The organism is Nocardiopsis moroccensis (assembly GCF_055763695.1).
The window spans coordinates 2,099,470-2,122,351 of record NZ_CP199747.1 but is presented as its reverse complement, the minus strand read 5'-3'; the positions used below and the strand labels follow the sequence as shown (position 1 = coordinate 2,122,351).

Genomic DNA, 22,882 nt, shown 5'->3' with positions numbered 1-22,882 from the left:
CTTGGACGCCCATGAGTACGCGAACCTGGACGCGACCGCTCTGGCGGCGGTGCTGCGCTCGGGTGAGGTGACCCCCGACGAGGTCGAGGCGGTGGCCAGGAAGTGTCTGGCCGCTGCCGACGCCGACCTCAACGCGCTCACCCGACCGCTCTTCGAGCCCGGACTCTCCCATGACCCGGACGGCCCGCTCGCCGGTGTGCCCTTCGTGGTCAAGGACAGTGGTCCCGTGGCCAGGGGTGTGCCCTTCACCCTGGGCAGCCGGGCGCTGCACGGGGCGGTGGGCGTGGTCGACCAGGAGGTGATGGCCCGGTTCCGGTCGGCCGGTCTGGTGGCCCTGGGGCAGAGCACCGCGCCCGAGCTGGGGTTGAGTTTCGCGACGGAGTCCTCGGCGTACGGCCTCACCCGTAACCCGTGGGACCCGGGGCGGGGGGCCGGCGGTTCCAGCGGGGGTTCGGCCGCGCTGGTGGCGGCGGGGGCGGTGCCCTTCGCGCACGGCAACGACGGCGGGGGTTCGCTCCGGGTGCCCGCCTCGGCCTGCGGTGTGGTCGGGCTCAAACCCAGCCGGGGGCGGGTGCCCTGCGGGCCGCTGGTGGGGGAGGCGGCTTTCGGGCTGGTCTGCGAGTTCGGTCTGACCCGGACCGTGCGTGACGCCGCGCTGCTGCTCGACCTGGTGGGTGCTCCGCCCGTGGGGGAGAAGCACGCGGCTCCGCCGCCGCTCCGGGGTTCCCACCTCGAAGCCCTGCGCGCCGGTCCCGGTCGGTTGCGGGTCGCGGTGAGTACCCGTCCCTGGGCGGAGACCGGGGTGGATCCGCAGGTCGCCGAGGCCGCCCGCGACGTGGGCCGGGTGCTGGAGTGGATCGGGCACGCGGTGGCCGAGGGGGCGCCGGAGCTGGAGGCCGAGGACGTGGTGGAGGCGTCACTGCTCGCCGCGATCTCGACCACGGCCGCCCTGTGCAGCGGTCCCAGGCCCCCCGACCCCGCCCTGATGGAGGCGGTTCCGGCGCGGATCCTCACCGAGACGCGGGCCTACGGCGCCCTGGACGTGGTGGCCTGTCTCCAGGCCCAGCACCGGATCACCGGGCCGGTGGGGCGCTTCTTCCAGGGGTACGACCTGTTGGTGACCCCCACCCTGGCGGGGCTGCCGCTGCCGCACGGCACCCTCGACCACGGGGCCGGGCACACGGTGCGTTCCTGGTTGCGCGACATCTACGCGCACGGCCCCTTCACCGCGCCGTTCAACGTCTCCGGCAATCCGGCTGTCAGTCTGCCGTTGGCCCAGAGCCGGGAGGGCCTGCCGGTCGGGGTACAGCTCGTGGCCGCCCACGGCCGGGAGGACCTGCTGTTGGCGGTCGCCGCCCAGTTGGAGGAGGCCGTCCCCTGGCGGGACCGTCGTCCCGTGCCGGCTCTGGGCTGAGCGGTTTCCGGCCCCCAGGGGCGTCCGGGGGCTGTGGGGGCGGGGAGGGTCTATCGGGCGAGTTCGGCGGTGCCCTTCAGCGGGCACTCCGCGGTCAGGGCCAGGACCACGTCGGCCCAGGGGCGTTCGGCCACGGTGCGGACGAAGGTTCCGGCGTCCGCGCCGACCGGTGGCAGACCGGCGTTGACCAGGGTTCGGGCGGCGGTCTCCGGTGAGGGCTGCCCGGTGATCCAGCGGTCCAGGAGGGTCTCCACGTCCACGGGACGGACCTCCTCCAGCACGGCCAGGAAGGCTTCGGCGTCCAGGGCCGTCACCGACGGGGCCAACGGCACCTCGATGCCGGACGCGTGTAGGCGGCGGGCGGCGCAGTGGTCGCCCAGGGCTGAGATGCGGTACCGCCCGTTGGCGACCTCCTGTACCGCGTCGAGGCCGGCCAGTGTTGTCAGTATCCGCTGTACGTGCTGTTCGGCGGATTCCGGGCCCGGGGTCGTACCGGGCCCGCAGGCGTGCACCAGTTCGGCGGGGGTGTGCGCACGGCCGGACAGGAAGAGTTCGGTGAGTACCAGGAACGGGGCTGGGCCGGGGATCGCGGCCATGGTGGTCAGGGCGTCCGCCCAGGCGCCGGCGGCGGCTCCGGGCCGTTCGTCCGCCCAGGCGTGCGCGGCCGGTCCGGGCAGTACGTGCAGGTAGGTGGTGCGGAGCAGGCCGGCCGAACGGGCCACGGTGAACAGGAAACGCACGTCCTGGGGCGTGGTTCCGAGGGCCTCGGCGGCCTGGGCGGTGTCGGTCGCGCAGAGGTCGTCGTGGTCGGTGCCCGGGCGCAGGAGCCGGTCCGGGTCCACCCAGGCGGCCAGTCTGGCGGCCCGGTGCAGGGTGTTGACTGCCCCGGCCCGGGCGTCCAGTTCGCTGAGGGGGGCGGGCACGAACGGCAGCAGGAGCGGGGGTTCCCCGCTCTCCCCGTATCCCAGCCGTTCCAGGAGTGGTGTGGCGGCCTCGGCCAGGGGCTCGGTTCGGGGGTCGGTGGGGGTGCCGGGGGTCAGGTCGACCTGTTCGATGGCGGTGCGCAGCCTGCGCGGGCTCTCCGTGGACAGTAGTGCGCCGCAGGAGACGAGGTGGTCGCACCAGGACAGCCAGGTGTCCCGGAGGTGTTCGGGCAGTTCCTCCCGTTCGGCGAGCAGGGCGGCGACCTCGTGCACGTCGTCGACCGTCCAGTCGCCGGGTTCGTGTGCGCCGGCGTCCTCATGGGCGCACAGGAGGAGGACGAGTGCGTCCACCTGCAGCAGGGGCGGCGGGTCGGCTTCGTTCGCCCAGTCGAGGCAGCGGGAGATAGCGGTCATGAGTCGCTCAGTCATGGCAGTGTCACCGAACGTGATGAGGGTGGCCGAAACGGGATCAGGGTAACCCGTGCGGGGACTCCCGCAGGGCGGAACGGCCAAACCCGGTCTGCGGGAGCACGCGCTCCGGTTGTCGCGCCGGCCGGTGGAAACGGGTCGGCGGCCCCGGTGTCAGGGGTTCGGGGGTGGAAATGCGGAAAAGGAACCGGCGGAATCATGAGTGCTGTGCGCCGGGCAGGGTTCGTCTGGTGCGGGTGGGCGATGGTCAATCATTGTTTCATTGGCCGGAATCGGTCATTTCCGCCGAGGGGGTGACGTTTGGGGGTGGTGGGTCGGGAAGAATCGCCGGAGGTGGTTGACGCGGCCCGTCCCCGGGGGTGGGCCTTCGGGTCAGCCCTGCTGTACCACGGCGCGAGTTCTGACTGCCCGGGGGTGATGTTTGTGGTTACCCGTGGGGAGTACATAGACCGGTAAATGCGATAACCAGTCGTATTTCTCTTTTCCGTCATCCCAGGAGGTCGTCAGCGTGGTCGGCAACAGTGAGCCGGAAAGACGCCCCGAATGGCCCGAGGACTTGGATGTCGACCAACTCCTCGGCCAGGGGTGGCGGCCCACACCCTTTCGTGAGTTCATCCTCAAGATCCACAGCCGCTGCAACCTGGCCTGCGACTACTGCTACATGTACGAGATGGCCGACCAGGGCTGGCGCCGCCAACCCCGGCGCATGGCCCGACCCACGGTCGACCGGGTCGCCGAACGCATCGCCGAACACTCCCGGGCCCACGGGCGCGAACGGGTGGACGTCGTCCTCCACGGCGGCGAGCCCCTCCTGGTCGGCCTCGACCACCTGCGGTACACGGTCCAGGCCCTGCGCAAGGCCTGCGAACCCGACGTCCACGTCGTGCTGAGGATGCAGACCAACGGGGTCCTGATCGACTCCCACTTCCTCGACCTGTTCGAGGAGCTCGGCATCCGTGTCGGGGTGAGCATCGACGGGGCCGAGGCCGACCACGACCGCCACCGCACCCGGGCCGACGGGCGAGGCACCCACGCCGAGGTGCGCTCGGGGATCGAACGGCTCAACACCCGCGGCAGCCACCTGATGTCGGGCCTGCTCACCACCGTCGACCTGGAGTCGGACCCGGTCACCACCTACGAGCACCTCCTGGAGTACGGCCCGTCCGGCGTCGACTTCCTCCTGCCCCACGGTAACTGGGACGAGCCGCCTCCGGGGTGGTCGCCGACCGAACCGCGCTACGGGGCCTGGCTGGCATCCGTGTTCGACCGGTGGTACGGAGCGGCCGAGCGCGAGACCAACATCCGCATGTTCAACGAGATCATCCGCCTCGTCCTGGGCAGTCCCTCCCGCACCGAGAGCGTCGGCCTGTCCCCGGCCGCCCTCGTGGTGGTGGAGACCGACGGCAGCATCGAACAGGTCGACAGTCTCAAGTCGGCTTTCGAGGGGGCGGCCGGTACACCCCTGCACACCTTCACGCACAGCTTCGACGACGCCCTCTACCTGCCCTCGGTCGCCGCTCGGCAGATCGGGGCCAGGGCCCTGAGCCCCACCTGTGCCGCCTGCCCGCTGTCCCGTGTCTGCGGCGGCGGGCTCTACCCGCACCGCTACCGGAGCGGGAACGGTTTCCGCAACCCCTCCGTGTACTGCGCGGACCTGTTCCACCTGATCACGCACATCCACCAGACCGTGGCCGCGGACGTGGCCCGGATCAGGGAGGGACTTTGATGCCAGACCCGGTTCCGGCTCCGGTGTTCGATGCCCTGGCACGCGGCGGCGGTGGAAGCGGGGCCACCTCCTTCCTGCGCCTGGCCCAGTTCGGCAAACACCTCATGCTGCTGCGCCGGGTCGTCGACGCGGCGCGGGAGGCACAGCACCCCGAGGCCGACCGGGTCGGCGACGCCTACGAGTTATTGGTCCGTGCCCAGGAGAACGCACCCGAGCGGGTGGCCACGGTGCTGCGCCACCCCACCGTGGGGGTGTGGGCGCGGCGGACCGCCCTGGCCCTGGCCGGACACCGTTCGGAGGAGCCCCGGACCGCCGGGATGGCGGCGGTCGCGGCCGCCGCGGCGCTGCGCGGCGGTGTCGACGCACGGATCGAGGTACCGCTGGACGGCCCCACCGTGCCGCTGCCGTCCCTGGGCCGCGCCCTGGTCGGTACGCGGGGCGGCCGGGCGCTGTTCGAGAGCGGTGGCGGCCCGGCCACGGTACGGGCGGAGCGCGGCCCCCGGGTGGTGGTCCCAGAGGACCCGCACGAGGACGCGCCCGGCTGGCACGCCCTGCGCCGGCTGTCCGCCGAGCACCGGGGCAGGCGGATCGAGCTGCTTCTGGACGACCAGGACCCCGACCGCATGCCCGGCGCCGTCCCGGTGGCCCGTCGGCTCGGTGCGCGGGAGCTCGACCACTGGCGCCGGACCCTGTGCGGGGCGTGGCGGTTGTTGGTGGACCACCACTGGACGGTGGCGGCCGAGACCGAGGACACCGTGGTCACCCTGACGCCCATCACCGCCCCGGGCGGGCGCCTGCACACCAGCGCCACCTCCCGGCACGCCTTCGGTAATCTGGGGTTGTCCACACCGCCCGACCCGGTGCTGCTGGCGCTCACCTTCGCCCACGAGGTGCAGCACGCCAAGCTCACCGCCCTGCTCGACCTGGTGGACCTCACCCTGCCCGAGGACGGGAGCCGCTACTACGCGCCCTGGCGCCCCGACCCCCGGCCCGCCTCGGGACTGCTCCAGGGGGTGTACGCCCACCTGGGGGTGGCCGGTTTCTGGCGCAGGCACCGGCACACCCTCGCGGGGGAGGGGGCCCGCAGGGCCCATGCCGAGTTCGCGCACTGGCGCCGCTCCACCGCGGACGCCTCCCGGGCCCTGGCCGGATCCGGCAGGCTCACCGCCGAGGGCCGGAGGTTCCTCGGCGCCGCCGACCGGACCCTGCGCCGCTGGCTGGCCGAGCCGGTCCCGGCCGAGGCCGAGGAGACGGCCGGGGCCGCCGCCCGCGCGCACCTGGCACGGTGGCGTGAGCGCAACGGTTGAGCCGGTTCAGAGCAGGGGCGGGTCGAAGTCGGCGACGAGCCTGCGTCCCTCGGCCAGGGCGCCGGTGAAGGGGTGCTCGCGGCCCAGGGTTCGCACGTAGCCGGTGAGGGTGCGTTCGGCCAGTTCCTCGGCCTCCTCGGTCTCCTGTTCGCCGCGCAGGTCCAGCACCAGGTTGGAGGCGCAGGCCAGGGTGCTCGGGTGCTCCTCGCCCAGCAGGGCGCGGTAGCGGCGCAGGGTGCCGCGACCCAGCCGGGCGGCGTTCTTGGCCTCGCCGAGGGCGGCCAGGTCGCCGGCCAGGTTGGTGGCGGCCGCCAGCGTGTAGTGGTGATTGCGGCCGAGCCTGGCCTCCAGGGCGGTCAGCGCCGATTCGTTCATCGACCGGGACCGGGCCGGGTCGCCGGTCAGCCGGTACAGCAGGGCCACGTTGCTGGTGCACCCGTGTTTGTAGGGGTGGTCGGCGCCGTAGGCCTGGGCGTAGCGCATGTCGGTGTCCTCGGCCAGCTCCAGGGCACCGGCCAGTTCGCCGGTCATCCGCCACAGGTTGGCCAGGCACATCGCCGCGGCGAGGGTGCTGGGGTGGTTGATGCCGTGCAGCCGCAGGTAGCGCGAGTGGGCGTCCTGGCCGAGTTCGAGCGCCTCGTCCAGTTCCCCGGACAGCCGTCGGGCGATCGCCAGGTCGACCTGGGTGCGCAGGGTGCGCGGGTCCTCGACGCCCAGCTGGTCCCGGCCGTAGGCGAGCGCGTCCTCGCCCAGGTCGCACGCCTCGGTGAAGTCGCCGGACAGGCGCACCGCCTGGGCCAGTCCGAACCAGAACGTCAGCAGCGTGGGCGAGCCGCCCGCCGGCCCGCTGCGCTTGAGCAGCATGTACGCGCGTTCGTGCTTGCGCTGTGATTCCGCGAAGTCGCTGGTCAGCGCGTAGTCCAGGGCCAGGTTGTACAGGGCGCGCAGGGTGGCGGTGTCGCCCGGCCCGAAGGCCTCCTGGTGCTGGCGCAGCACCTCCTCGTCGTGTTCGCGCGCCTGCCAGAAGTCACCGTGGGCCCGGTAGTCCGCACCGAGACCGGAGAGCACCGACAGGGTCTCCGGGTGGGCGGGGCCCAGCGTGCGGCGCATCCTGGGCAGGATGGCCCGGTTGAGGTCGTGCGACTCGACGTAGCGTCCCAGGTCGCGGAGCCGGTTGGCGTACTTGGCCTGTGCCTCCAGGACGAAGGGGTCCTCGTCGCCGGAGTCGGCCGTCCACTTCTCGATGAAGTCGCGGGCGTAGCGGCTGGCGGTCTCGTAGTTGCCGGACACGTACAGGAAGTTCAGCATGTTCAGCGCGAAGCGCCGTACCTGGGGCAGGTCGGATTCGGCGATCCCGGCCGGGCGCATGTGGGAGAGCAGTTCGAGGTAGCGCGCCTGGGCGGGTGCGTCGGTGAAGGTGTCCGGTGCCGCCGCGCTGAGCAGCGACCACACCTCGACCCGGATCGACTCCTGGGTCTGCTCGTCCAGTTCCTCGCGCAGCAGGGCCTGGATGAGCCGGTGCACCTGGATGGTGCGGTTGGCCTGGTCGAGCCGGACCAGGGCGTAGCGGCCGAGGCGGCCGATGGCCTTGCTCAACCGGATCGGGTCGGCCAGCAGTTCCGCCATCTCCGGGCGCACGGGGCCGTTCTCCACCGGGAAGAACAGGTCGCGGGGGATGGGTTCGGGGCCGAAGAAGGCGCAGCAGCGCAACAGCTCCATCGCCTCGGGCAGGTTCTCCTGGAGTTTGGCCACCGAGAGCTGCCAGGCCGCGGTCATCGGTTTGGGGTACTCGGGGGGTTTGCCCTCGCGCAGGAGCGGGCCGGTGCGCTCGGCGAGCAGGTGCAGGTACTCCCGGGTGGACATGCCCGTCTCGGACTGGAGGGCGCCGGCCTGTTCCAGGGCCAGGGGCAGGTGGCCCAGGGCCTCGGACAGTTCGACGGCCTCCTCGACGGTGATGCCCCGGGGGATGCGCCTGGTGAGGAACTCCACGCTCTCGTGTTCGGCGAACACGTTGACCGGGACGGTTTCGGCGACCCCCTCCCACCGGTGGTTGCGGGTGGTGATCAGGACGTGTCCCGGCCCCTGCGGGATGACGTCGGAGAGCTCCTCGGGTTCGTCGGCGTTGTCGAAGACCAGGAGCCAGCGCGCGTACGGTTCGCCCTTGCGCAGGGCCTCCAGGACCCCGTTGGTGGCCTCCTCCACCCCGGTCACCGCCGGACCGGGCAGGTTCAGGTGCGGTGCCAGGTGGGCCAGCGCCGAGCGCACCAGGCCCGGCTGGTCGGCCATGATCCACCAGACCAGGTCGTACTCGCTGCGGTAGCGGTGGGCGTACTCCACGGCCATCAGGGTCTTGCCGACACCGCCGTAGCCCTGGAGCGCGCGGGGGACGGCCGGGTCCGCCGGGGCGTGTGGGATCACGGCCGTGACCTGGTTGAGCAGGCCGGCGCGGAGTTCGTTGATCTGTTCGCTGCGACCGGTGAAGTTCTTGTGGCGTGGCGGGACCCTGCCCCACACCTCCGGGAATCGGTTCTTGCCCCGGTCGGGGAGGTCCCCTTGGGAAGCGGTCACGCGGTGTCCTCCGGTTTCACATAGGCCCCACCAGGCTTTGTTTTCCCGTCGGTGAAAAAAGCCCGGTGTTGTGTTGTGTGGGTGGATGTTGCCTGAGGGAGACGTATGCACAATCAGCGTAGGCGAAGAGGTTAGGGAGCGACAGGTGTGTGGTAGGAACTTCGTACGACAAAAACAAAAACGGTTCTTGGGAAAGGGCGGTGCTCACCGTCCTTTCACGGTTGGCTGTCAAAAGGTGGACGCATGGAGGGAAGCTGATGGGAGAGCACGGTTTCGCCGGGGGGTCCGCGCTGGTGGACGTGGGGGGTCTGTCGCTGCGTGACCTCGACGGGATCGGCGCTTCGGCGATCGCGGAGGCGCTGCGTACGGTGCTCGACCCCCGTGAGGCGGGCGCCGAGGCGGTGGCCGGTTTCGTGAACGACCCGGAGTAGGAAAGCGGTTTCGGAGCTTCGGGAACCGGGCCGGTTCGGGCCGTTGGTGTGGTGTGTTCCGTGCCTTCCGCCGCCGCGGTGGGGGTTCCCGGTGCGGTGCTGCGAAAAGGACACAGGAATGTCGCCGGGGCTCGAAAGGGGGGCCTGATTCGTGGCACCATGGACAGCGCTGTTTCGCGCCAGAACAGTCCCCATTTCCGCTGGCCGGGAGCTGCTTCATGACACGAGCCGCCATCGGGCGCGCGCACGGCCCGTTCGTCGGGGCCCGGCCTTTCCTTGCCCGGGACCGCCGTTTCTTCCTGGGGCGCGAGGAGGAGACGGAGGAACTGGTGCGTTCCTGGAGCCGTCACCGGCTCACCGTGCTCCACGGGGCCAACGGGGTCGGTAAGACCTCTCTGGTGTGCGCCGGGGCCGTCCCCGCCCTCACCGACCGCGGCGACACGGCCCTGGGGTCGGGGGAGCTCCGCTTCGACCCGGCTTTCCCCAGCGCGGTCCTGCCCGGGCACAACCCCTACACCCGGGCCCTGTTGGCACTCTGGGGCCCGGCGGAGTTCCCCACCCATACCCCCGGCACCTCGATCGGTGATTTCCTGCGCACCCATGAGAGCACCGACCGGCACGGGCTCGCCCGCCCCCTGTTCGCGGTCCTGGACCAGACCGAACTCCTGCTGCGCCGTTCGGCCGCGCCCGAACAGTGGCGCAGGGACTTCCTGGACGAACTGTTCGCCGCGGTGGAGGAACGGGCGGACCTGCACCTGCTGCTGACCGTGCGCACGGGCCACCTCGACGAGCTACGACGTCTGGTGGACAAACGCGAGGTCGACCACGCGGAGGTCGGGTTGGGGCCGTTCGCTCCCGGCACCGCCGTCGACGCGGTCGAGCGCTCCTTGGCCCTGGTCGGCTCCCGTGCCGGTCCGGAGGAGCCCGGCCGCCTGGTCCGGGAGGCCCGCACGGTCCGTGACCCGCGCGGTCGGCCCCGCTTGTGCTCCGACGCCGTCGACCCCGCCCTGCTGCAACTCCTGGGGGCGACCCTGTGGCAGGAGGCGGACCGGGAGGGCGCCGGCCTGGTCCCGGCCTCCGGTACCGAGGTCGACCGGGCCCTGGCCGGGTGCCTGGCCGGGGTCCTGGCGGAGGTCGCCGCCGAGCACCTGGTGCCGCCCGACGTCCCGCACGCCTGGCTGCGCCGGGTGGTGGCCGCCGGGGAGCGGGGTGTGGGCCGCTCGGCCTGCGACGATCCGGACGGGGTGCTCACCCCCGGGGTCGTGCACGCTCTGGAGGACCGTCACCTGGTCACCACGAACCGGGACGGCTCCGCCTACCTCCTGCGGCACCCGAGGCTGGCCCGCCCCCTGATGGCGCCGGCCCCGTCGTCCCACGCGCCCGGCCCGCCCCCGTGGAGCGGGTGGGGCCGCCTGGGGGCTGCCCGGGCCGCGCACACCCGGGGCGAGGCGGAGCTGGCGGCCGAGCACGCACGGCAGGCCCTGCGCGCCGACCCCGGACCGCAGCCGCGGGCCCTGCTCACCGCGCTCCTGGGTGATCTGGCCTTCGAACGCGGCGAGCACCTGGCCGCCGCCGAACACTACGCGGACGCGGCGCGGGAACGGGAGGCGGCCGGTGACGGGGCGGCGGTCTCCCGGCTGTTGGTGGCGGAGGCGCGCAACCGGTTGCTGGCCGGTGAGCGTTCGGCGGGGTTGTCGGGGTTGTCCGCAGCTGAGGGGAGGGTGCACGCCGATCCCAGCCTGCGGGCGGGGATCGGTCAGGTGCTCTGGCTCGCCGGGCAGGCGCAGTCGGCCCTGGACGTGCTGGAGGAGGCCCTCGTGGGCGGGGGCGGGGTCACCGAGGCGCGGCGGACCTGCGGGGAGATCCGGTCGGAACGGGACGGGCGAGTCGACGGAAGGAGGGCCTGAACGTGGACAGTACTGTCCTGGTGGCCCTGATCACCGGCATCGTGACGGCGGTCAGCACCCTGGGGGCCACGGCCCTGGCGGCGTACCGGGCCGAGGCGGTCGAGCGCTGGCGGGCCGAGCACGCGCTGAAACGGGAGCGGGAGTGGCGTGAGCGCGAGCGGTTGCGCGCCCGGGCGGGGGAGGTGCGTACCCGGCTGGAGGAGGTGCGGCGCGCCGTCCTCCAACTCGACATCAGCATGCGGCACATCGCCCAGTTGCGTGCGCACGGACCGCCCAAGCAGGGCGACGACGACCTGCCCGAGCAGGTCCGTCAGGCGCGCACGCACCTGTATGAGGCGGTGGTGGCTGTCGAGCGGATGCGGGACGTCCTGCCCGCGGACCGCCAGGGCCCGGCCGACGAGTTGCGTGAGGCGGTGGACCGGGTGTTCAGCCACGTCCAGGCGCGGGCAGGCCGTGGCGGGGCCGACCAGGTGCACCGGAACCTGACGGCGGGGTTGAGGGTGCTGTCCGAGGCGGTCGTGGCGGAGGCGGCCCCGGGGGCGGCTCTGGGGGCGCCCTGACCGGGGACGCCCTGACCGGGGACGCCGCCGGGGCGGGGCAGCTGGGAGAAGGCTCGCGGTCAACTACCCGTGGTTGAAGCCATGGGCTTGCAGGTAGGCGCCCGCCGCGGCCGCTCATGTTTCAGCGGGCAAGGCGATTCCTCCCGGGTGTGCACGCTCGGTCTTCCTCGCCAACAAGCAGGTGAAGCCGAGGGTGAGGATCCCGGTGGCCCCGGTCACCAGCAGCACCGTGCTGTGGATTCCCAGGGATTCGAGCGCGTAGCCCCCGCACAGCGCTCCCACGGGCAGGGCGGCGCCGCCGAGGAAGCGGACGGTGCCGGTGAGGCGGCCCAGGAGTTCCGGGGGGACGCGGCTGGTGTGGTAGGTCGTCACGGTGACGTTCATGTGCGCCCCGACGAAGCCGATCCCGCACCAGACGAGGGGGAGAGCCGCCAGCAGCCAGGAGGCCCCGGCCCGCTCTGCGACGGCGAGCAGCACGGTCAGGGCCAGCCAGGACCACAGGCACAGCGCCACCATCAGGGTGGGGGACAGCCTGCGTACCAGGAGTGGGGCCAGGACCGCGCCGAGCAGCCCTCCCGCGCCGGTGGCGGCCAGCACCAGCCCCAGCAGGAAGGCGGACAGGTCCTCGTCGGTGGCCGTCAGCATGATGACGAGCCAGACCACCTGGAACAGGGCGTTGGTGGCCGTGCACACGAGCAGTGATCCCAGGAGGAAGCGGTCCCCGCGCAGGAGGTGGAAGCCGCCGGCGAGCTCCCGGAGGAGAGGGCGTCGGGAGGTCCGGCGGGGCGGTGGGGCGGGGCGCAGCCGGGGCAGGAGCAGTGCGGCCCACAGCGCCAGGGCGCAGACGAGGGTGTCGAAGAGCGCGGGCAGTCCGTGTGCGAGGCCGTACAGGGCCCCGCCGAGCGGGCGTCCGAGCATCTGGGTGGCGTCGTTGCGGGCCTCGTTCTTGGCGGCGGCCCCGGCCAGTTCCGCACGCGGGACCAGGAGGGGGACGGCGGCCGTTCCGGCGGTGGTGTGCAGGGTGCCGCACACCCCGTGCAGGGCCGCGGCCACCGCGAGCAGGGCCACGGGGGCGTCGAACAGCAGTACCGGGGTGACCAACAGGGCCACGCAGGCGATGCGGGCGGTCAGGCCGAGGGCCATGACGGTGCGGGGGTCGTGGCGGTCCACCACGAGGCCGACCGGGATGTACAGGAGGGTGCGGGGCACCATGCCCGCGGCCGCGATCCATCCGGCCAGGACGGGGGAGCCGGTGTGGGCCAGGGCCAGGAGGGGGATCGCCAGGCCGAAGGTCATGCTTCCGAGGCCGGCCAGCGCCACGCTGCTCCACAGCAGTGCGAAGTGGGTGCGCCAGCGGTTGGCGTACCGGGCCGGACAGGTCCCCCCAACAAGTGCATCCGTTTTGGACATCGTTCTCAATGCAGGTGGAAATCGGTAGGTGCTGAAAGCTCCGGAAGGGATGTCGGGGTGACAGGTCCGAATTCTGCGGTCCCTGTGGTGCAGGGGTCGCGCTGTTCCGTCCGGTGCGGCCGACCTGGTGGGGAAGGGCCCGGATCATGCTAACCGGAAAACCGTTCCCGCCGTCCGTCGGCGTTCGGGGTGGGTGTCGGGGCAAAAGGCGTGAACCGTGGCAAAGAGGGCCGGTTCCTTTTTCCGTGCCCTTCCGGTTGATCTCAACCACGGTTGAGGGTGCATACTCCCCGGGTGCGCACACCGACGCACACCACGAATCGAGGAAAACGGTGAACGGTACACAGGACTTCCTGTCCGCCCCCGAGACGGTACGCCCGCGCCTGGCCCTGGACCGCAACGTGTGGCTGTGCACGCTGCGCGCCGACGGCTCGCCCCACGTGGTCCCGGTGTGGTTCGTCCACCTGCGCGAACGCTGGTGGATCGGGGCGTCCACCGCCTCCGTCAAGGTCCGCAACGCGCTTTGCGACCCCCGGGTGAGCCTGGCTCTGGAGGACGGCGACGCCCCTGTCGTCGCCCAGGGGCTGGCGACCGTCCACGACGGTTTCCCCACCGACGTGCTCGCCGCCTTCGGTGACCGCTACGCCTGGGACCCGCGCACCCCCTACGGTTCCGACCCGCGGCGCTCCCTCCTGGAGGTCGGCGTCACCCGCTGGCTGATGGCCGGGAGCGCCCCCGAGACCACCCCGAGCCGGGGCTGAGCCCGCCGGTGTCCTCCCGGTGCAGCAGGTGGGCCTCGGTGGGGTCCGGGCACTCCCAGCGCCGAAGGAGCCGTTCCACCGCCGGGCAGGCGGAGACATGAAATGCCCGCTGAGGCCAGGTAAGACCGGTGAACTCGCTTTTCCGGCACCGGCCGATGAAACAGGAACCAGCTGTCACCGCGAGGTGCGCAGCGCCACCGGTGCCGTGTGAGGGTGCCCCGTCCTTCAGATCGGGGCTGAATCGCGCTCGTGGAGGTCTTCCTGAGTGACCGGAGCCAGCTTCGCGACGGGCTTGCCGTGCCGAGTCAAGATCACCTCCTTCCCCTGGTAGCGCACCTCGTTGAGGAGTTCGGCGAAGTTCCTACGGGCCTCTTCGACGTTCACGGTTTCCATACCCGGAGTGTACAGAACTGCTGTACTGTGAGTTCTGTACAGATCGCACAGAAGGGGGTCGGGTGCAGTTCCGTTACCAGTACCGGCTTTACCCCGCCCCCGGCCAAAAGCAGGCTCTCGCCCGTACCTTCGGATGCGCGCGGGTCGTCTACAACGACGCCCTTCGCGCCCGCAAGGACGCACACGAAGCCGGGCAGCCCTTCCCCACGTCCGGTGACCTGTGCAAGCAGCTCATCACCCAGGCGAAGAAGACCCCTGAGCGGAGATGGCTGGCCAACGCCCCCGTCGGGGTACTCCAACAAGCGCTCCGTGATCAGGACCGGGCGTACCGGAACTTCTTCGACTCCCTGTCGGGCAAGCGCAAGGGGCCCAAGGTGGGGGAGCCCCGCTTTAAGTCCCGTAAGGACAACCGGCACACCGCCCGCTATACCCGCTCGGACCGGTGGTCGATCACCCCGGGTGGCAAGCTGCGCCTTCCGAAGGTCGGCGGGGTCAAGGTCGAATGGTCGCGTGACCTGCCCTCCACGCCTTCGTCAGTGGCGGTGATCAAGGACGCGGCCGGGCGCTACTTCGCGTCGTTCGTGGTCGAAACGGACGCCTCCGAGGTGCTGCCCGAGACCACACCGAGGTCGGCATCGACCTTGGCCTGTCCCACTTCGCCGTGCTCTCGGACGGCACGAAGGTCACCAATCCCCGCTTCCTACGCCGCGCCGAGAGGAAGCTGAAGAAGGCCCAACGCGCCCTGTCCCGCAAGGTCAAGGGGTCGAACAACCGCAAGAAAGCTATCGTCGAGGTCGCACGGGCCCACGCTCGCACGGCGGATGCGCGCCGGGACTTTCACCACAAGCTGTCCACCATGTTGATCCGCGAGAACCAAGCGGTGCACGTGGAGAACTTGGCGGTGAACGGACTCGGCAGGACACGCCTCGCGAAGTCGGTGCACGACGCGGGATGGTCCGCGTTCGTCAACATGCTGGGGTACAAGGCCGTCCGGTACGGGCGCACCTTCGTCAAGGTCGATCGTTGGTTCCCCAGTAGCAGGCTTTGCTCTGCGTGTGGAGCGATCGCCGACAGCATGCCACTGAGCGTTCGCACTTGGACGTGTGATTGCGGTGTCACTCACGACCGCGACGTCAACGCCGCGAAGAACATCCTCGCCGCCGGACGGGCGGAGAGGCTAAACGCCCGTGGAGGCGACGTAGGACCGGACCTCGGCCCGGCGGTTGCCAGCGAAGCAGGAACCCACCGGAGCGCAGTGTAGAGCTGCGCAGGAGGAATCCCCGTCGTTCACGGCGGGGAGGGCGTCAAAGGGCCGGTGCGACCGCCGCCGCCCAGGCCTTCAGCGGTGCGAACTGCCGTTCCCTGGGGCCGCCGGCCAGGTAGTGGCCCCGGCTCTGGAGCCGTAGTTCACCGCCGGGGCCGAAGCTGATCCCCGCGTTGGCCCCGTCGAGCTTCTCCTCCACGACCAGGTGCCGTCCGGCCAGGCGCCCGAACGGCGCGGCCGACAGGTCGTGGTCACCGGGTTGGAGCCGTGAGCCCCGGATGTGCCGGGTCCGCGGGTACTTGTGCAGCATGTGTCGGTTCTACACAGCACCGGGCCTCGGGGGCCACCCGTTTTCCCCGCCCGGGGAGGACCCGGAGCGGGGCGGTCTCATCGGGCCAGTCGGTCGCGGGTGCCCAGGGAGGCGGCGTCGGCGGCGGCGCGGCCCTCGTGCCAGCCCTCGGCGTCGGCGGGTCCGCGCACCCGGGACGTGGTCAGGGCGCCGAACGCCTCGTCCACCGCTGCCTGCACCGCCTTCTCCCGGGCGGCGAACACCGGGACCAGGTCGGTGCCGGTCTCGGCGGTGACCGCCTCCTCGGCGGCGCGGGCCGACTCGGTCAGCCGCTCGCCGACCCGGACCGCGAACGCGGACATGAACGAGGCCCGGAAGTCCTTCTTCGCTCCGCGCCCGGAGCGGTCCCGGGCCGATCCGCTCACCCGCATCGCCGCTTCGGCCTGCACCAGCAGCGAGGTGTACAGCAGGTCCACGGCCTCCACGTCGCCGGGGAAACCCATCACGGTGCTCAACCCCAGCTCCCGGTGCCACACGGCCCGGCAGTGGTTGGCCTCGGCGACCTCGTTCAGCAGTACCGCCCGGTGCTCCTCGTAGGGGGAGTCCACCGGGAGCCTGCGGGCCGCGGCGGCCTCGGGCTCCTCGGGGTCCTCCGTCACCAGGGCGAGGTCGATGCTGTGCCGGGCCATCATCTCCTGGGCGCGGGCGGTCAGCGCCTCGGCCTCCAGCGGGAACTCGGTGGACTCGGCCTTGGCCAGGAGCGCGCGCACCCGCTGCAGGCGGCCCCGGTCCACCGGCGCGGCGGTGCGGCCCCCGGGGCGGAAGGTGCCGGGCGGGGGTCCCAGGCGGCGCATCGGGGGCAGGACGCGCAGTACCGCCAGGAGCCGGAGCACCACCTCGACCGCCTCGAAACGCAGCAGCCCGTGTTCGGAGCCCAGCCGGGCCAGGTGCTGGTCCCCCGATGCAGGGGCGGTGGCGCCCAGGGCGCGCACCTGTTCGGCCCAGCGGGGGTCCACCGTGGCCCCGGAGTGACGTTGCAGGTCGGCGGTGACGGCGTCGGCGCACACGGCGGCGGCCAGGGGGCCGGACTCGCGGGTGACGTGCCGGACCGTTTCCGCGGGCTGCCAGCCGCGTGCCCAGGCGTCGGCCACCGCGAACAGGAGGGTGTCCAGGAGCGTGCGGCTCGCCGACTCCGCCCAGGCGGGATCCTCCACGTCGGCCAGCCGGGCGGCGGCCAGGTCCACGCCGTGGCCCTCCTGTCCGCGTACGAGGGCGTCGACGGCGCCGGTGACCACCTCCACGGGTGTGTCCGAGGGATCGGGACCGGCCCAGGCGGCCTCCGCCCGTACGTCGCCGCGTCTGCGGTCTTTCCTGCCCACGGTGGTTCTCCCTGGTCGAAGGGGACTGTCGGCCCTCGTGGGGCCGACAGGCCACCCTACCGGCCCCGGTACGGCCGGTCGGGGCGGTGGCCCGGGCGACGGTCGTGTCCGGAAGGGATGGTTCCCGTCTTGTCCCGACTCGCCCCGTGGTGGGTTCCGGTGCCCGGCACCGAAAGGTGGCCCTTTCCTCGCGGAAGCACCCCGGAAACATCGGGGACATAGCCTCGCCCCCAACCGCAGCCACCGAGGGAGTCTCCATGAGCCAGGGAACCGGGTCCACGGGCGGCGACGCCGCCCACGGCGGTGAGGGGAGAGTCGCGCGCTGCCCCCTCACCGGGGAGGGCGCCCTCCCCCTGCACCGGGCGGACGGGCCCGCCTGGGACCGGTTGCGCTCCCGGTACGGCGGCCTGGCCCCGGTGGAGATCAGCCCCGGCGTACCCGGGTGGCTCCTGCTCGGTTACCAGGAGAACCTGCAGGTGCTGCGGGACCAGACCCATTTCTCCGCGGATGCGCGCCGGTGGGCTCCCGGCGGTGTTCCGCCCGTCCGCAGCGGGGCGCTGGCCCGGGACGGCGACGAACACCAGCGTCTGCGCCTTCCGCTGGTGGAGGCGTTGGCCTCGGTGGGCACCCCGCAGTTGGTTCCGGTCGTGGAGCGCGCCGCCGTGCACCTGATCGGCAGGGTCGAGGCGCGGGGCAGCGCCGACCTCATCGGTGGGTACGCCGCCCCGCTGACGGCGCTCGTCCTCAACGAGCTCTTCGGCCTGTCCGACCCCTACGGTCATCTGCTGGCCGACCTCACAGACCGGCTGTGGAGCGGCGACCCGGAACGGGCCGAAGCTGCGGCCCCGGCCCTGCGCTCCTACTTCCGGGGGCTGGTGGCCCGTAAACGCGCCGAACCCGGCCAGGACGTCGCCAGTCTGGTCCTGGGGCACCCGCACGGGCTCACCGACGAGGAGGCGGTCGAGGCGCTGTCCCTGCTGTGGGAGACCGGGCACGAGCCCACCACCCACCTCATCGGTAACTCCCTGCTCACGCTCCTGGAGGATCCGAACGTGTGGACCGCCTACCTCGGCGGGACGCTCACCCCGGAGGACTTCGTGGACTACGTCATGTGGACGGCCCCGCCGATCCGGATGCTCGCGGGGCGCTACCCGACCATGGACCTCAGGTTCGCGGGGGCGCGGATCGGTCGGGGTGAGCCCTTGCTCTTCGGGTTCGCCTCCGCGCACACCGACCCCTCGGTGTCCAGGGGTGCCGACGATGCCATGGCGCTGGCCGGGAACCGCTCCCATCTGTCCTGGGGCGCGGGCGCCCACCGGTGTCCGGCCACCGCCTTCGCCCGGGAGCTGGTGCGCACCGCCATCGACACCGCGGTGGACCGTATGCGGGGCATGGTCATGGCGGTCGAGCCCGAGGAGCTGCGCTGGCGCACCTCGCTGACCGTGCACGGCCTGGTGGAGCTGCCGGTGTGGTTCACCCCGACGGGGGAGCGCGACCAGCGCGGGGAGGAACCCGAGCCCGAGCCCGAGTCCGGGCGTTCGCCCGTGCGTTGGGTGCGTCGCAGGAAGCGCAGGCCGGCCGCCCAGGGGGCCCGTTACCAGGCGCCCCTGGGCAAGGAGGACGAGCGGGGGGAGCGGCCCGCACGGGCCGCTCCCGTGCGGGCCGCGGGCGCCAAGCCCCGCAGGGCCGCGCCCCGGGGCGCCGGTGCGCGCTACCAGGCGCCGTTCGCGCAGGAGGAGCACACACCCGATCCCCTGGAGCGGCTTCTGCAGGCCTGGCGCCCCGGGGCCGGGAGTCCCCGGGGCTGAACGCGGTACGGGGCCGGGTTGCACGGGCACCGGACGGCACGGGGGCCGATTCCGTAACCTCAACCGGTCTCGGGGTCCACCACGACCAGCTCGGGGTGGACGCCGGCCGGGTCCTCCAGGATCGGCTGCCCACCGCCGCGCAGGTGGTGGTCGAAGTAGGCGGCGGCGTAGGTCCGGACCAGGTGCACACCGCGTTCGACCGGAAGGTCGCCGAACTGTGCCCGCCACTGCTGCGGCGTCAGCGTGTCCCGCAGCCCGAGCTGTTCCATGAGCACACCCCGGTCCAGGCCGGTGGAGTGGCCGGAGCCGGTGATCCGGATCCACTGGCGCCGGCCGGTCAGGCCCGCCCAGCGCTCGTCCCAGCCCTCCCAGGGCCGGGCCTGGTCGTTGGCGAGCAGTGCCAGCGGCCGGTCGATCTCACCTTGGAGCTGTGCCGGGTAGTAGGGGCCGTCCAGGTTCAGCCCGGCGCGCACCCGGTCCTCGGTGAGCAGGGTCTGGGCGGTGGCGGCCCCGCCCCAGGAGTGGCCGACCATCCCGGTGCGGTCGGTGTCGACCAGGTGGGACCACCGCCAGGCTCCGCCCCGTTCCAGCTCGTCCAGGAGGAAGGCCACGTCCTCGGCCCGGTTGACGGCGCCGTCCTCCCACCGCCCGGTCGCGCAGCCCCCGCACTCCGTCACGAGCCCGTCGGGGAACTCCACCGGGGCGGCCTCGTGGCGGTGGTCGACCCCGGCCACCGCGAAACCGTGGCTGGCCAGCTCCTCGCCGAGCGAGGACATCATGGTCCGGGACACGCCCGCGCCGGGGGAGAGCATCACCAGCGGCAGACCTCCGCCGGTGCGGGCGGGCGGGACGTTCGCGCGGGCGTTGGTGCCCACCCGGGTCAGGGTGTCGGCGGGCAGGTGGTCGTATCCCGGCTGGGCCAGGACCGCCTCGGACTCGGCCCCGGTCATGTAGGGGGAGGGGCGTCCGACCTCGCCGCGGGCCGGGTACCACAGGGTCACCATCAGCTCCCGGTCGCCGCCGAACCAGAGGTCCTCGCGGTCGGTGTCGACCAGGTGCAGGTCGGTGGTGCCGACCGAGGAGGGGCCGGTGGGTTCGGGCAGTGTCGCCGTCGGAGGGGGGCTCCCGGCGGTTCCGGCGGCGGCCGGGGCACCGGCCAGAGCGGTGCCCAGGGTCAGTGCACAGGTCAGGGCCAGGGCGGTGGTGCGTCCTGGCCCGGAGGGGGCGGGTGGTCCCTGGTGGGCGGGGTGGCGCATGGGGGCCTTCCTGTCGTGGTCGTGCTGCCTTCCCCGAAACGCTAGGTATCCGGGCCTGGCCGGGGCGAGGGTGTACACCGTCGGTCCCGCTGCGGGCAGCCCCGACCCGGACGGTGGGGCAGGTACCACCCGGGCCCGCCCCACCTGTGCCTCCACCCCTCTGGGCGGCCCCGGGCCTCTCAGGCGGACGGTTCCACGATCAGTACCTCCAGGGTGCGGGGGCCGTGTACGCCCTCCACCCGGTTGAGTTCGATGTCGCTGGTGGCCGAGGGGCCGCTGATCCAGGTGAGCGGGCGCACGGGGTCCAGCAGCCGCACGGCCCGGGGCACCCCGTCCACCACCTGGTCGGCGCGTACCACGCACAGGTGGTAGTCGGGGACCAGCGTGACCGCCCGGCGGCCCTGGTCGGGCCCGGCGTCCAGGACGATGGTGCCGGTCTCGGCGATCGCGACCGCGCACCCCGTCACCACCCCGTCACAGGCGTCGAGTTCGGCCACCGACAGCGGGGCCTCGGGGAAGTCGGCGATTCGCCGCGCGGTGACGTCGGCGAACCACTCTTCGGGCGCGCCCGAGGGCACCGCCACCCGGGCGGCGCCGCGCCGTTCCAGCGCCGCGGCGATCCGACCGGGCAGGTCGGCGGCGCTCACCCGCTCCACCAGCGCCTTGTAGTCCAGCAGCCGGTCCACCAGCACGTCCAGGGTCTGCCCCGTGAAGTGGTGCTCGTCGTGGCCGTGCTCCACGGGCCGCTCCACCGGCTCGTTGTCGGGTACGTCGGCCAGTGCCGCTCGCACCCGGGCCAGGACCCGTTCGCGTGATCCGCTCAACGCTCCTCCTCGCGCTCGTTCCACCACCGGCGGAAGGACTCCCCGGGGACGTCGGGTACGTCCCGGGTATCGGTCCACTTCCCGGCCATGCCGGGCAGGTGCCGGGGTATGTTCCCGCCCACCAGCCCGGCCGCGCGCTGCACGGCGTCGAGCGCCTTCGGCGAGTCGAACACCGCGTCGGCCCCGGCCATCATGGCCTTCTCGCCCAGGTGCCCGGGTGCTGAGACGACCTGCTCGCGCAGGTGGACCAGGACCTCGGGGATGTCGATGGCGACCGGGCAGACGTCGTAGCAGGCTCCGCACAGTGAGGACGCGTACGGCAGTGCCCGGTCCGCCTCCGAGGACATGCCCTGGAGTTGGGGTGTGAGGATCGCGCCGATCGGCCCCGGGTAGACCGAGCCGTAGGCGTGGCCGCCGGTGCGCTCGTAGACGGGGCAGATGTTCAGGCAGGCCGAGCAGCGGATGCAGCGCAGCGCCTGGCGGCCCACGGTGTCGGCGAGCACGTCGGTGCGGCCGTTGTCGAGCAGGACGAGGTGGAAGTTCTGCGGCCCGTCCCCCGGGGTCACCCCGGTCCAGGTGGACGTGTACGGGTTCATCCGCTCACCGGTCGAGGACCGCGGCAGTAGCTGCATGAACACTTCGAGGTCGGACCACGTGGGCACGATCTTCTCGATGCCCACCACCGAGATGAGCGTTTCGGGCAGGGTCAGGCACATGCGTCCGTTGCCCTCGGACTCCAGGACCACGAGCGTTCCGGAGTCGGCCACCGCGAAGTTGGCCCCCGAGACCGCCACCTTGGCGCGCAGGAACAGTTCACGCAGGTGGACGCGGGCCGCCTCGGCCAGTGCCTTGGGGTCGTCGGTGAGCCCCGGCGGGGCAGGCACCCCCCACTCCGACATCTGGTCCAGGAAGATCTCGCGGATCTGGGAGCGGGCCAGGTGGATGGCGGGTACCAGGATGTGGGAGGGCAGGTCCTCGCCCAGTTGGACGATCAGCTCGGCCAGGTCGGTCTCGTAGGCGGTGATCCCGGCGGCTTCGAGCGCGTTGTTCAGCTCGATCTCCTGGGTGGCCATCGACTTGACCTTGACCACCTCCTGCTCGCCGGTCTCGCGCACCAGGCGGGTGACGATCTCGTTGGCCTCGGCCGCGTCGGCGGCCCAGTGGACCGTGCCGCCCGCCCGCCGGACCGACTCCTCCAGTTGTTCCAGGTAGTGGTCCAGGTGGCGCAACGTGTGGGTTTTGACCTGCTCGCCCGCTGAGCGCAGGCGCTGCCAGTCGTCGCCCAGCTCATCGACCACGGCGTCCCGTTTGCCCCGGATGGTGTGGGTGGCCTTGTGCAGGTTGTGCCGGGTCTGCGAGTCGCCGACCGCTTCACGGGCGGCTTCGGGAAAGGGCGGAAGGCCCAGGAACGTGGCGCTCATGTGTGCGCGTACTCCTTCTCGGTGCTGGCCAGGATCTCGGCGATGTGCGCGATCCGGATGCCGGAGCGCTGGCGGGACAGGGTGCCGCCGATGTGCATCAGGCAGGAGTTGTCCACCGCGCACAGGACCTCGGCTCCGGTCCCGGTCACGTGGCGGGCCTTGTCGAAGCCCATCGCCGCGGAGACGTCGCCGTTCTTGACCGAGAACGTGCCGCCGAACCCGCAGCACTCGGTGGCGCCGGGCAGTTCGAGCAGTTCCAGGCCGCGGACGGCGCGCAGCAGCTGGTAGGGGCGGTCCCCCAGGCCGAGGAAGCGCAGCCCGTGGCAGGTGGGGTGGTAGACGACCTTGTGCGGGAAGTAGGCGCCCACGTCGGTCACCTTCAGCACGTCCACGAGGAACTCGGTGAGGTCGTACACCCGTGGGCCCAGGTCGGCCATCTTGCGGGAGAGCCGGCTACCCGTCGCGCCCAGCCTCGGGTAGTTGTCGCGCACCATCGCGGCGCACGAGGCGGAGGGGACCACGACGGCGTCGGCGTTGTCGAAGGTTTTGACGAAGCGCACCGCGAGCTTGGCCGCGGGGCGCCGGTAGCCCGTGTTGTAGTGCATCTGGCCGCAGCAGGTCTGCTCGGCGGGGAAGACCACCTCGTGGCCCAGCCGCTCCAGGAGCCGCACCACCGCACGCCCGGTGTCGGGGAAGAGTGTGTCGTTGACGCAGGTGATGAACAGCGCGATCCGCATGTGCCTCCTTCGTGCCCCCGGCTCAACACAGGCCAAGTGGTCCGACCACTTTTGCACGGTCGCTGGGGTGGAGGC

At 72.2% G+C, this 22,882-nt stretch carries 17 protein-coding genes and 2 pseudogenes; 9 read left to right on the top strand and 10 right to left on the bottom strand.

Annotated elements, in window-relative coordinates:
* The first annotated feature begins 1 nt into the window (after position 1).
* Positions 2–1,414 carry an amidase gene (locus tag ACUKCB_RS09505; RefSeq protein ID WP_473040154.1) on the top strand — a complete coding sequence of 471 codons (1,413 nt, stop codon included), beginning with the start codon at positions 2–4 and terminating at the stop codon, positions 1,412–1,414.
* A 50-nt stretch (positions 1,415–1,464) separates the two neighbouring features.
* On the opposite strand, the gene ACUKCB_RS09500 is transcribed toward ACUKCB_RS09505, so the two are convergent.
* The gene (locus tag ACUKCB_RS09500; RefSeq protein WP_473040153.1) at positions 1,465–2,766 is read right to left on the bottom strand and encodes a hypothetical protein; all 1,302 of its coding nucleotides are present in this window, start codon (positions 2,764–2,766) and stop codon (positions 1,465–1,467) included.
* A gap of 508 nt (positions 2,767–3,274) precedes the next feature.
* Here ACUKCB_RS09500 and ACUKCB_RS09495 point away from each other — a divergent pair.
* Positions 3,275–4,492: an FxsB family cyclophane-forming radical SAM/SPASM peptide maturase gene (locus ACUKCB_RS09495; RefSeq protein ID WP_473040152.1), complete on the top strand. Its 1,218-nt coding sequence runs from the start codon at positions 3,275–3,277 to the stop codon at positions 4,490–4,492.
* Positions 4,492–5,799 carry an HEXXH motif domain-containing protein gene (locus ACUKCB_RS09490; RefSeq protein WP_473040151.1) on the top strand — a complete coding sequence of 436 codons (1,308 nt, stop codon included), beginning with the start codon at positions 4,492–4,494 and terminating at the stop codon, positions 5,797–5,799. Before ACUKCB_RS09495 ends, ACUKCB_RS09490 begins: the two co-directional genes overlap by 1 nt.
* Positions 5,800–5,805: 6 nt before the next feature.
* Here ACUKCB_RS09490 and fxsT read toward each other — a convergent pair whose 3' ends face one another.
* On the bottom strand, positions 5,806–8,367 hold the full coding sequence (gene fxsT, locus ACUKCB_RS09485) for an FxSxx-COOH system tetratricopeptide repeat protein (RefSeq protein WP_473040150.1): 2,562 nt from the start codon (positions 8,365–8,367) through the stop codon (positions 5,806–5,808).
* Positions 8,368–8,624: 257 nt separating this feature from the next.
* On the opposite strand from fxsT, the gene fxsA reads away from it, so the two are divergent.
* From fxsA to ACUKCB_RS09470, 3 genes are all read left to right on the top strand, one after another.
* Entirely contained in the window at positions 8,625–8,798 is a 174-nt protein-coding gene (fxsA, locus tag ACUKCB_RS09480) for an FxSxx-COOH cyclophane-containing RiPP peptide (protein WP_473040149.1), read from the top strand.
* Positions 8,799–9,016: 218 nt separating this feature from the next.
* The gene (locus tag ACUKCB_RS09475; RefSeq protein ID WP_473040148.1) at positions 9,017–10,705 is read left to right on the top strand and encodes an nSTAND1 domain-containing NTPase; all 1,689 of its coding nucleotides are present in this window, start codon (positions 9,017–9,019) and stop codon (positions 10,703–10,705) included.
* A 2-nt stretch (positions 10,706–10,707) separates the two neighbouring features.
* Positions 10,708–11,265: a hypothetical protein gene (locus ACUKCB_RS09470; protein WP_473040147.1), complete on the top strand. Its 558-nt coding sequence runs from the start codon at positions 10,708–10,710 to the stop codon at positions 11,263–11,265.
* Between the two features lie 114 nt (positions 11,266–11,379).
* On the opposite strand, the gene ACUKCB_RS09465 is transcribed toward ACUKCB_RS09470, so the two are convergent.
* Positions 11,380–12,675 carry an MFS transporter gene (locus tag ACUKCB_RS09465; RefSeq protein WP_473040146.1) on the bottom strand — a complete coding sequence of 432 codons (1,296 nt, stop codon included), beginning with the start codon at positions 12,673–12,675 and terminating at the stop codon, positions 11,380–11,382.
* A gap of 332 nt (positions 12,676–13,007) precedes the next feature.
* On the opposite strand from ACUKCB_RS09465, the gene ACUKCB_RS09460 reads away from it, so the two are divergent.
* Positions 13,008–13,436 carry a pyridoxamine 5'-phosphate oxidase family protein gene (locus tag ACUKCB_RS09460; protein ID WP_473040145.1) on the top strand — a complete coding sequence of 143 codons (429 nt, stop codon included), beginning with the start codon at positions 13,008–13,010 and terminating at the stop codon, positions 13,434–13,436.
* A gap of 225 nt (positions 13,437–13,661) precedes the next feature.
* Here ACUKCB_RS09460 and ACUKCB_RS09455 read toward each other — a convergent pair whose 3' ends face one another.
* Complete coding sequence (locus ACUKCB_RS09455) at positions 13,662–13,829, bottom strand: type II toxin-antitoxin system Phd/YefM family antitoxin (RefSeq protein WP_473040144.1); 168 nt, start codon at positions 13,827–13,829, stop codon at positions 13,662–13,664.
* Positions 13,830–13,891: 62 nt separating this feature from the next.
* Between ACUKCB_RS09455 and ACUKCB_RS09450 the strand changes: the two are divergent.
* A pseudogene (locus ACUKCB_RS09450) lies at positions 13,892–15,090 on the top strand (RNA-guided endonuclease InsQ/TnpB family protein).
* 46 nt (positions 15,091–15,136) lie between these two features.
* On the opposite strand, the pseudogene ACUKCB_RS09445 reads toward ACUKCB_RS09450, so the two are convergent.
* Together ACUKCB_RS09445 and ACUKCB_RS09440 are read right to left on the bottom strand one after the other, a co-directional pair.
* A pseudogene (locus ACUKCB_RS09445) lies at positions 15,137–15,403 on the bottom strand (RNA ligase family protein); the annotation flags it as partial.
* Positions 15,404–15,480: 77 nt separating this feature from the next.
* The gene (locus ACUKCB_RS09440; RefSeq protein WP_473040143.1) at positions 15,481–16,761 is read right to left on the bottom strand and encodes a DUF2786 domain-containing protein; all 1,281 of its coding nucleotides are present in this window, start codon (positions 16,759–16,761) and stop codon (positions 15,481–15,483) included.
* A 257-nt stretch (positions 16,762–17,018) separates the two neighbouring features.
* Here ACUKCB_RS09440 and ACUKCB_RS09435 point away from each other — a divergent pair, with 257 nt between their 5' ends.
* Positions 17,019–18,569 carry a cytochrome P450 family protein gene (locus tag ACUKCB_RS09435; RefSeq protein WP_473040142.1) on the top strand — a complete coding sequence of 517 codons (1,551 nt, stop codon included), beginning with the start codon at positions 17,019–17,021 and terminating at the stop codon, positions 18,567–18,569.
* A gap of 59 nt (positions 18,570–18,628) precedes the next feature.
* On the opposite strand, the gene ACUKCB_RS09430 is transcribed toward ACUKCB_RS09435, so the two are convergent.
* The 4 genes from ACUKCB_RS09430 to ACUKCB_RS09415 form a co-directional block, all read right to left on the bottom strand.
* Positions 18,629–19,825 (bottom strand): alpha/beta hydrolase family protein, encoded by a 1,197-nt coding sequence (locus ACUKCB_RS09430; protein ID WP_473040141.1) that lies wholly within the window; start codon positions 19,823–19,825, stop codon positions 18,629–18,631.
* A 179-nt stretch (positions 19,826–20,004) separates the two neighbouring features.
* Positions 20,005–20,649 (bottom strand): LutC/YkgG family protein, encoded by a 645-nt coding sequence (locus tag ACUKCB_RS09425; protein ID WP_473040140.1) that lies wholly within the window; start codon positions 20,647–20,649, stop codon positions 20,005–20,007.
* Entirely contained in the window at positions 20,646–22,070 is a 1,425-nt protein-coding gene (locus tag ACUKCB_RS09420) for a lactate utilization protein B (protein WP_473040139.1), read from the bottom strand. Before ACUKCB_RS09420 ends, ACUKCB_RS09425 begins: the two co-directional genes overlap by 4 nt.
* Entirely contained in the window at positions 22,067–22,807 is a 741-nt protein-coding gene (locus ACUKCB_RS09415) for a (Fe-S)-binding protein (protein ID WP_452544175.1), read from the bottom strand. Before ACUKCB_RS09415 ends, ACUKCB_RS09420 begins: the two co-directional genes overlap by 4 nt.
* Positions 22,808–22,882 lie beyond the last annotated feature (75 nt).

Bases quoted from the DNA above. Each gene is read 5' to 3' on its own strand.
- ACUKCB_RS09500 (WP_473040153.1), bottom strand. From the start codon at position 2,766: ATGACTGAGCGACTCATGACCGCTATCTCCCGCTGCCTCGACTGGGCG.
- ACUKCB_RS09490 (WP_473040151.1), top strand. From the start codon at position 4,492: ATGCCAGACCCGGTTCCGGCTCCGGTGTTCGATGCCCTGGCACGCGGC.
- fxsA (WP_473040149.1), top strand. From the start codon at position 8,625: ATGGGAGAGCACGGTTTCGCCGGGGGGTCCGCGCTGGTGGACGTGGGG.
- ACUKCB_RS09475 (WP_473040148.1), top strand. From the start codon at position 9,017: ATGACACGAGCCGCCATCGGGCGCGCGCACGGCCCGTTCGTCGGGGCC.
- ACUKCB_RS09465 (WP_473040146.1), bottom strand. From the start codon at position 12,675: ATGTCCAAAACGGATGCACTTGTTGGGGGGACCTGTCCGGCCCGGTAC.
- ACUKCB_RS09455 (WP_473040144.1), bottom strand. From the start codon at position 13,829: ATGGAAACCGTGAACGTCGAAGAGGCCCGTAGGAACTTCGCCGAACTC.
- ACUKCB_RS09435 (WP_473040142.1), top strand. From the start codon at position 17,019: ATGAGCCAGGGAACCGGGTCCACGGGCGGCGACGCCGCCCACGGCGGT.
- ACUKCB_RS09430 (WP_473040141.1), bottom strand. From the start codon at position 19,825: ATGCGCCACCCCGCCCACCAGGGACCACCCGCCCCCTCCGGGCCAGGA.
- ACUKCB_RS09420 (WP_473040139.1), bottom strand. From the start codon at position 22,070: ATGAGCGCCACGTTCCTGGGCCTTCCGCCCTTTCCCGAAGCCGCCCGT.
- ACUKCB_RS09415 (WP_452544175.1), bottom strand. From the start codon at position 22,807: ATGCGGATCGCGCTGTTCATCACCTGCGTCAACGACACACTCTTCCCC.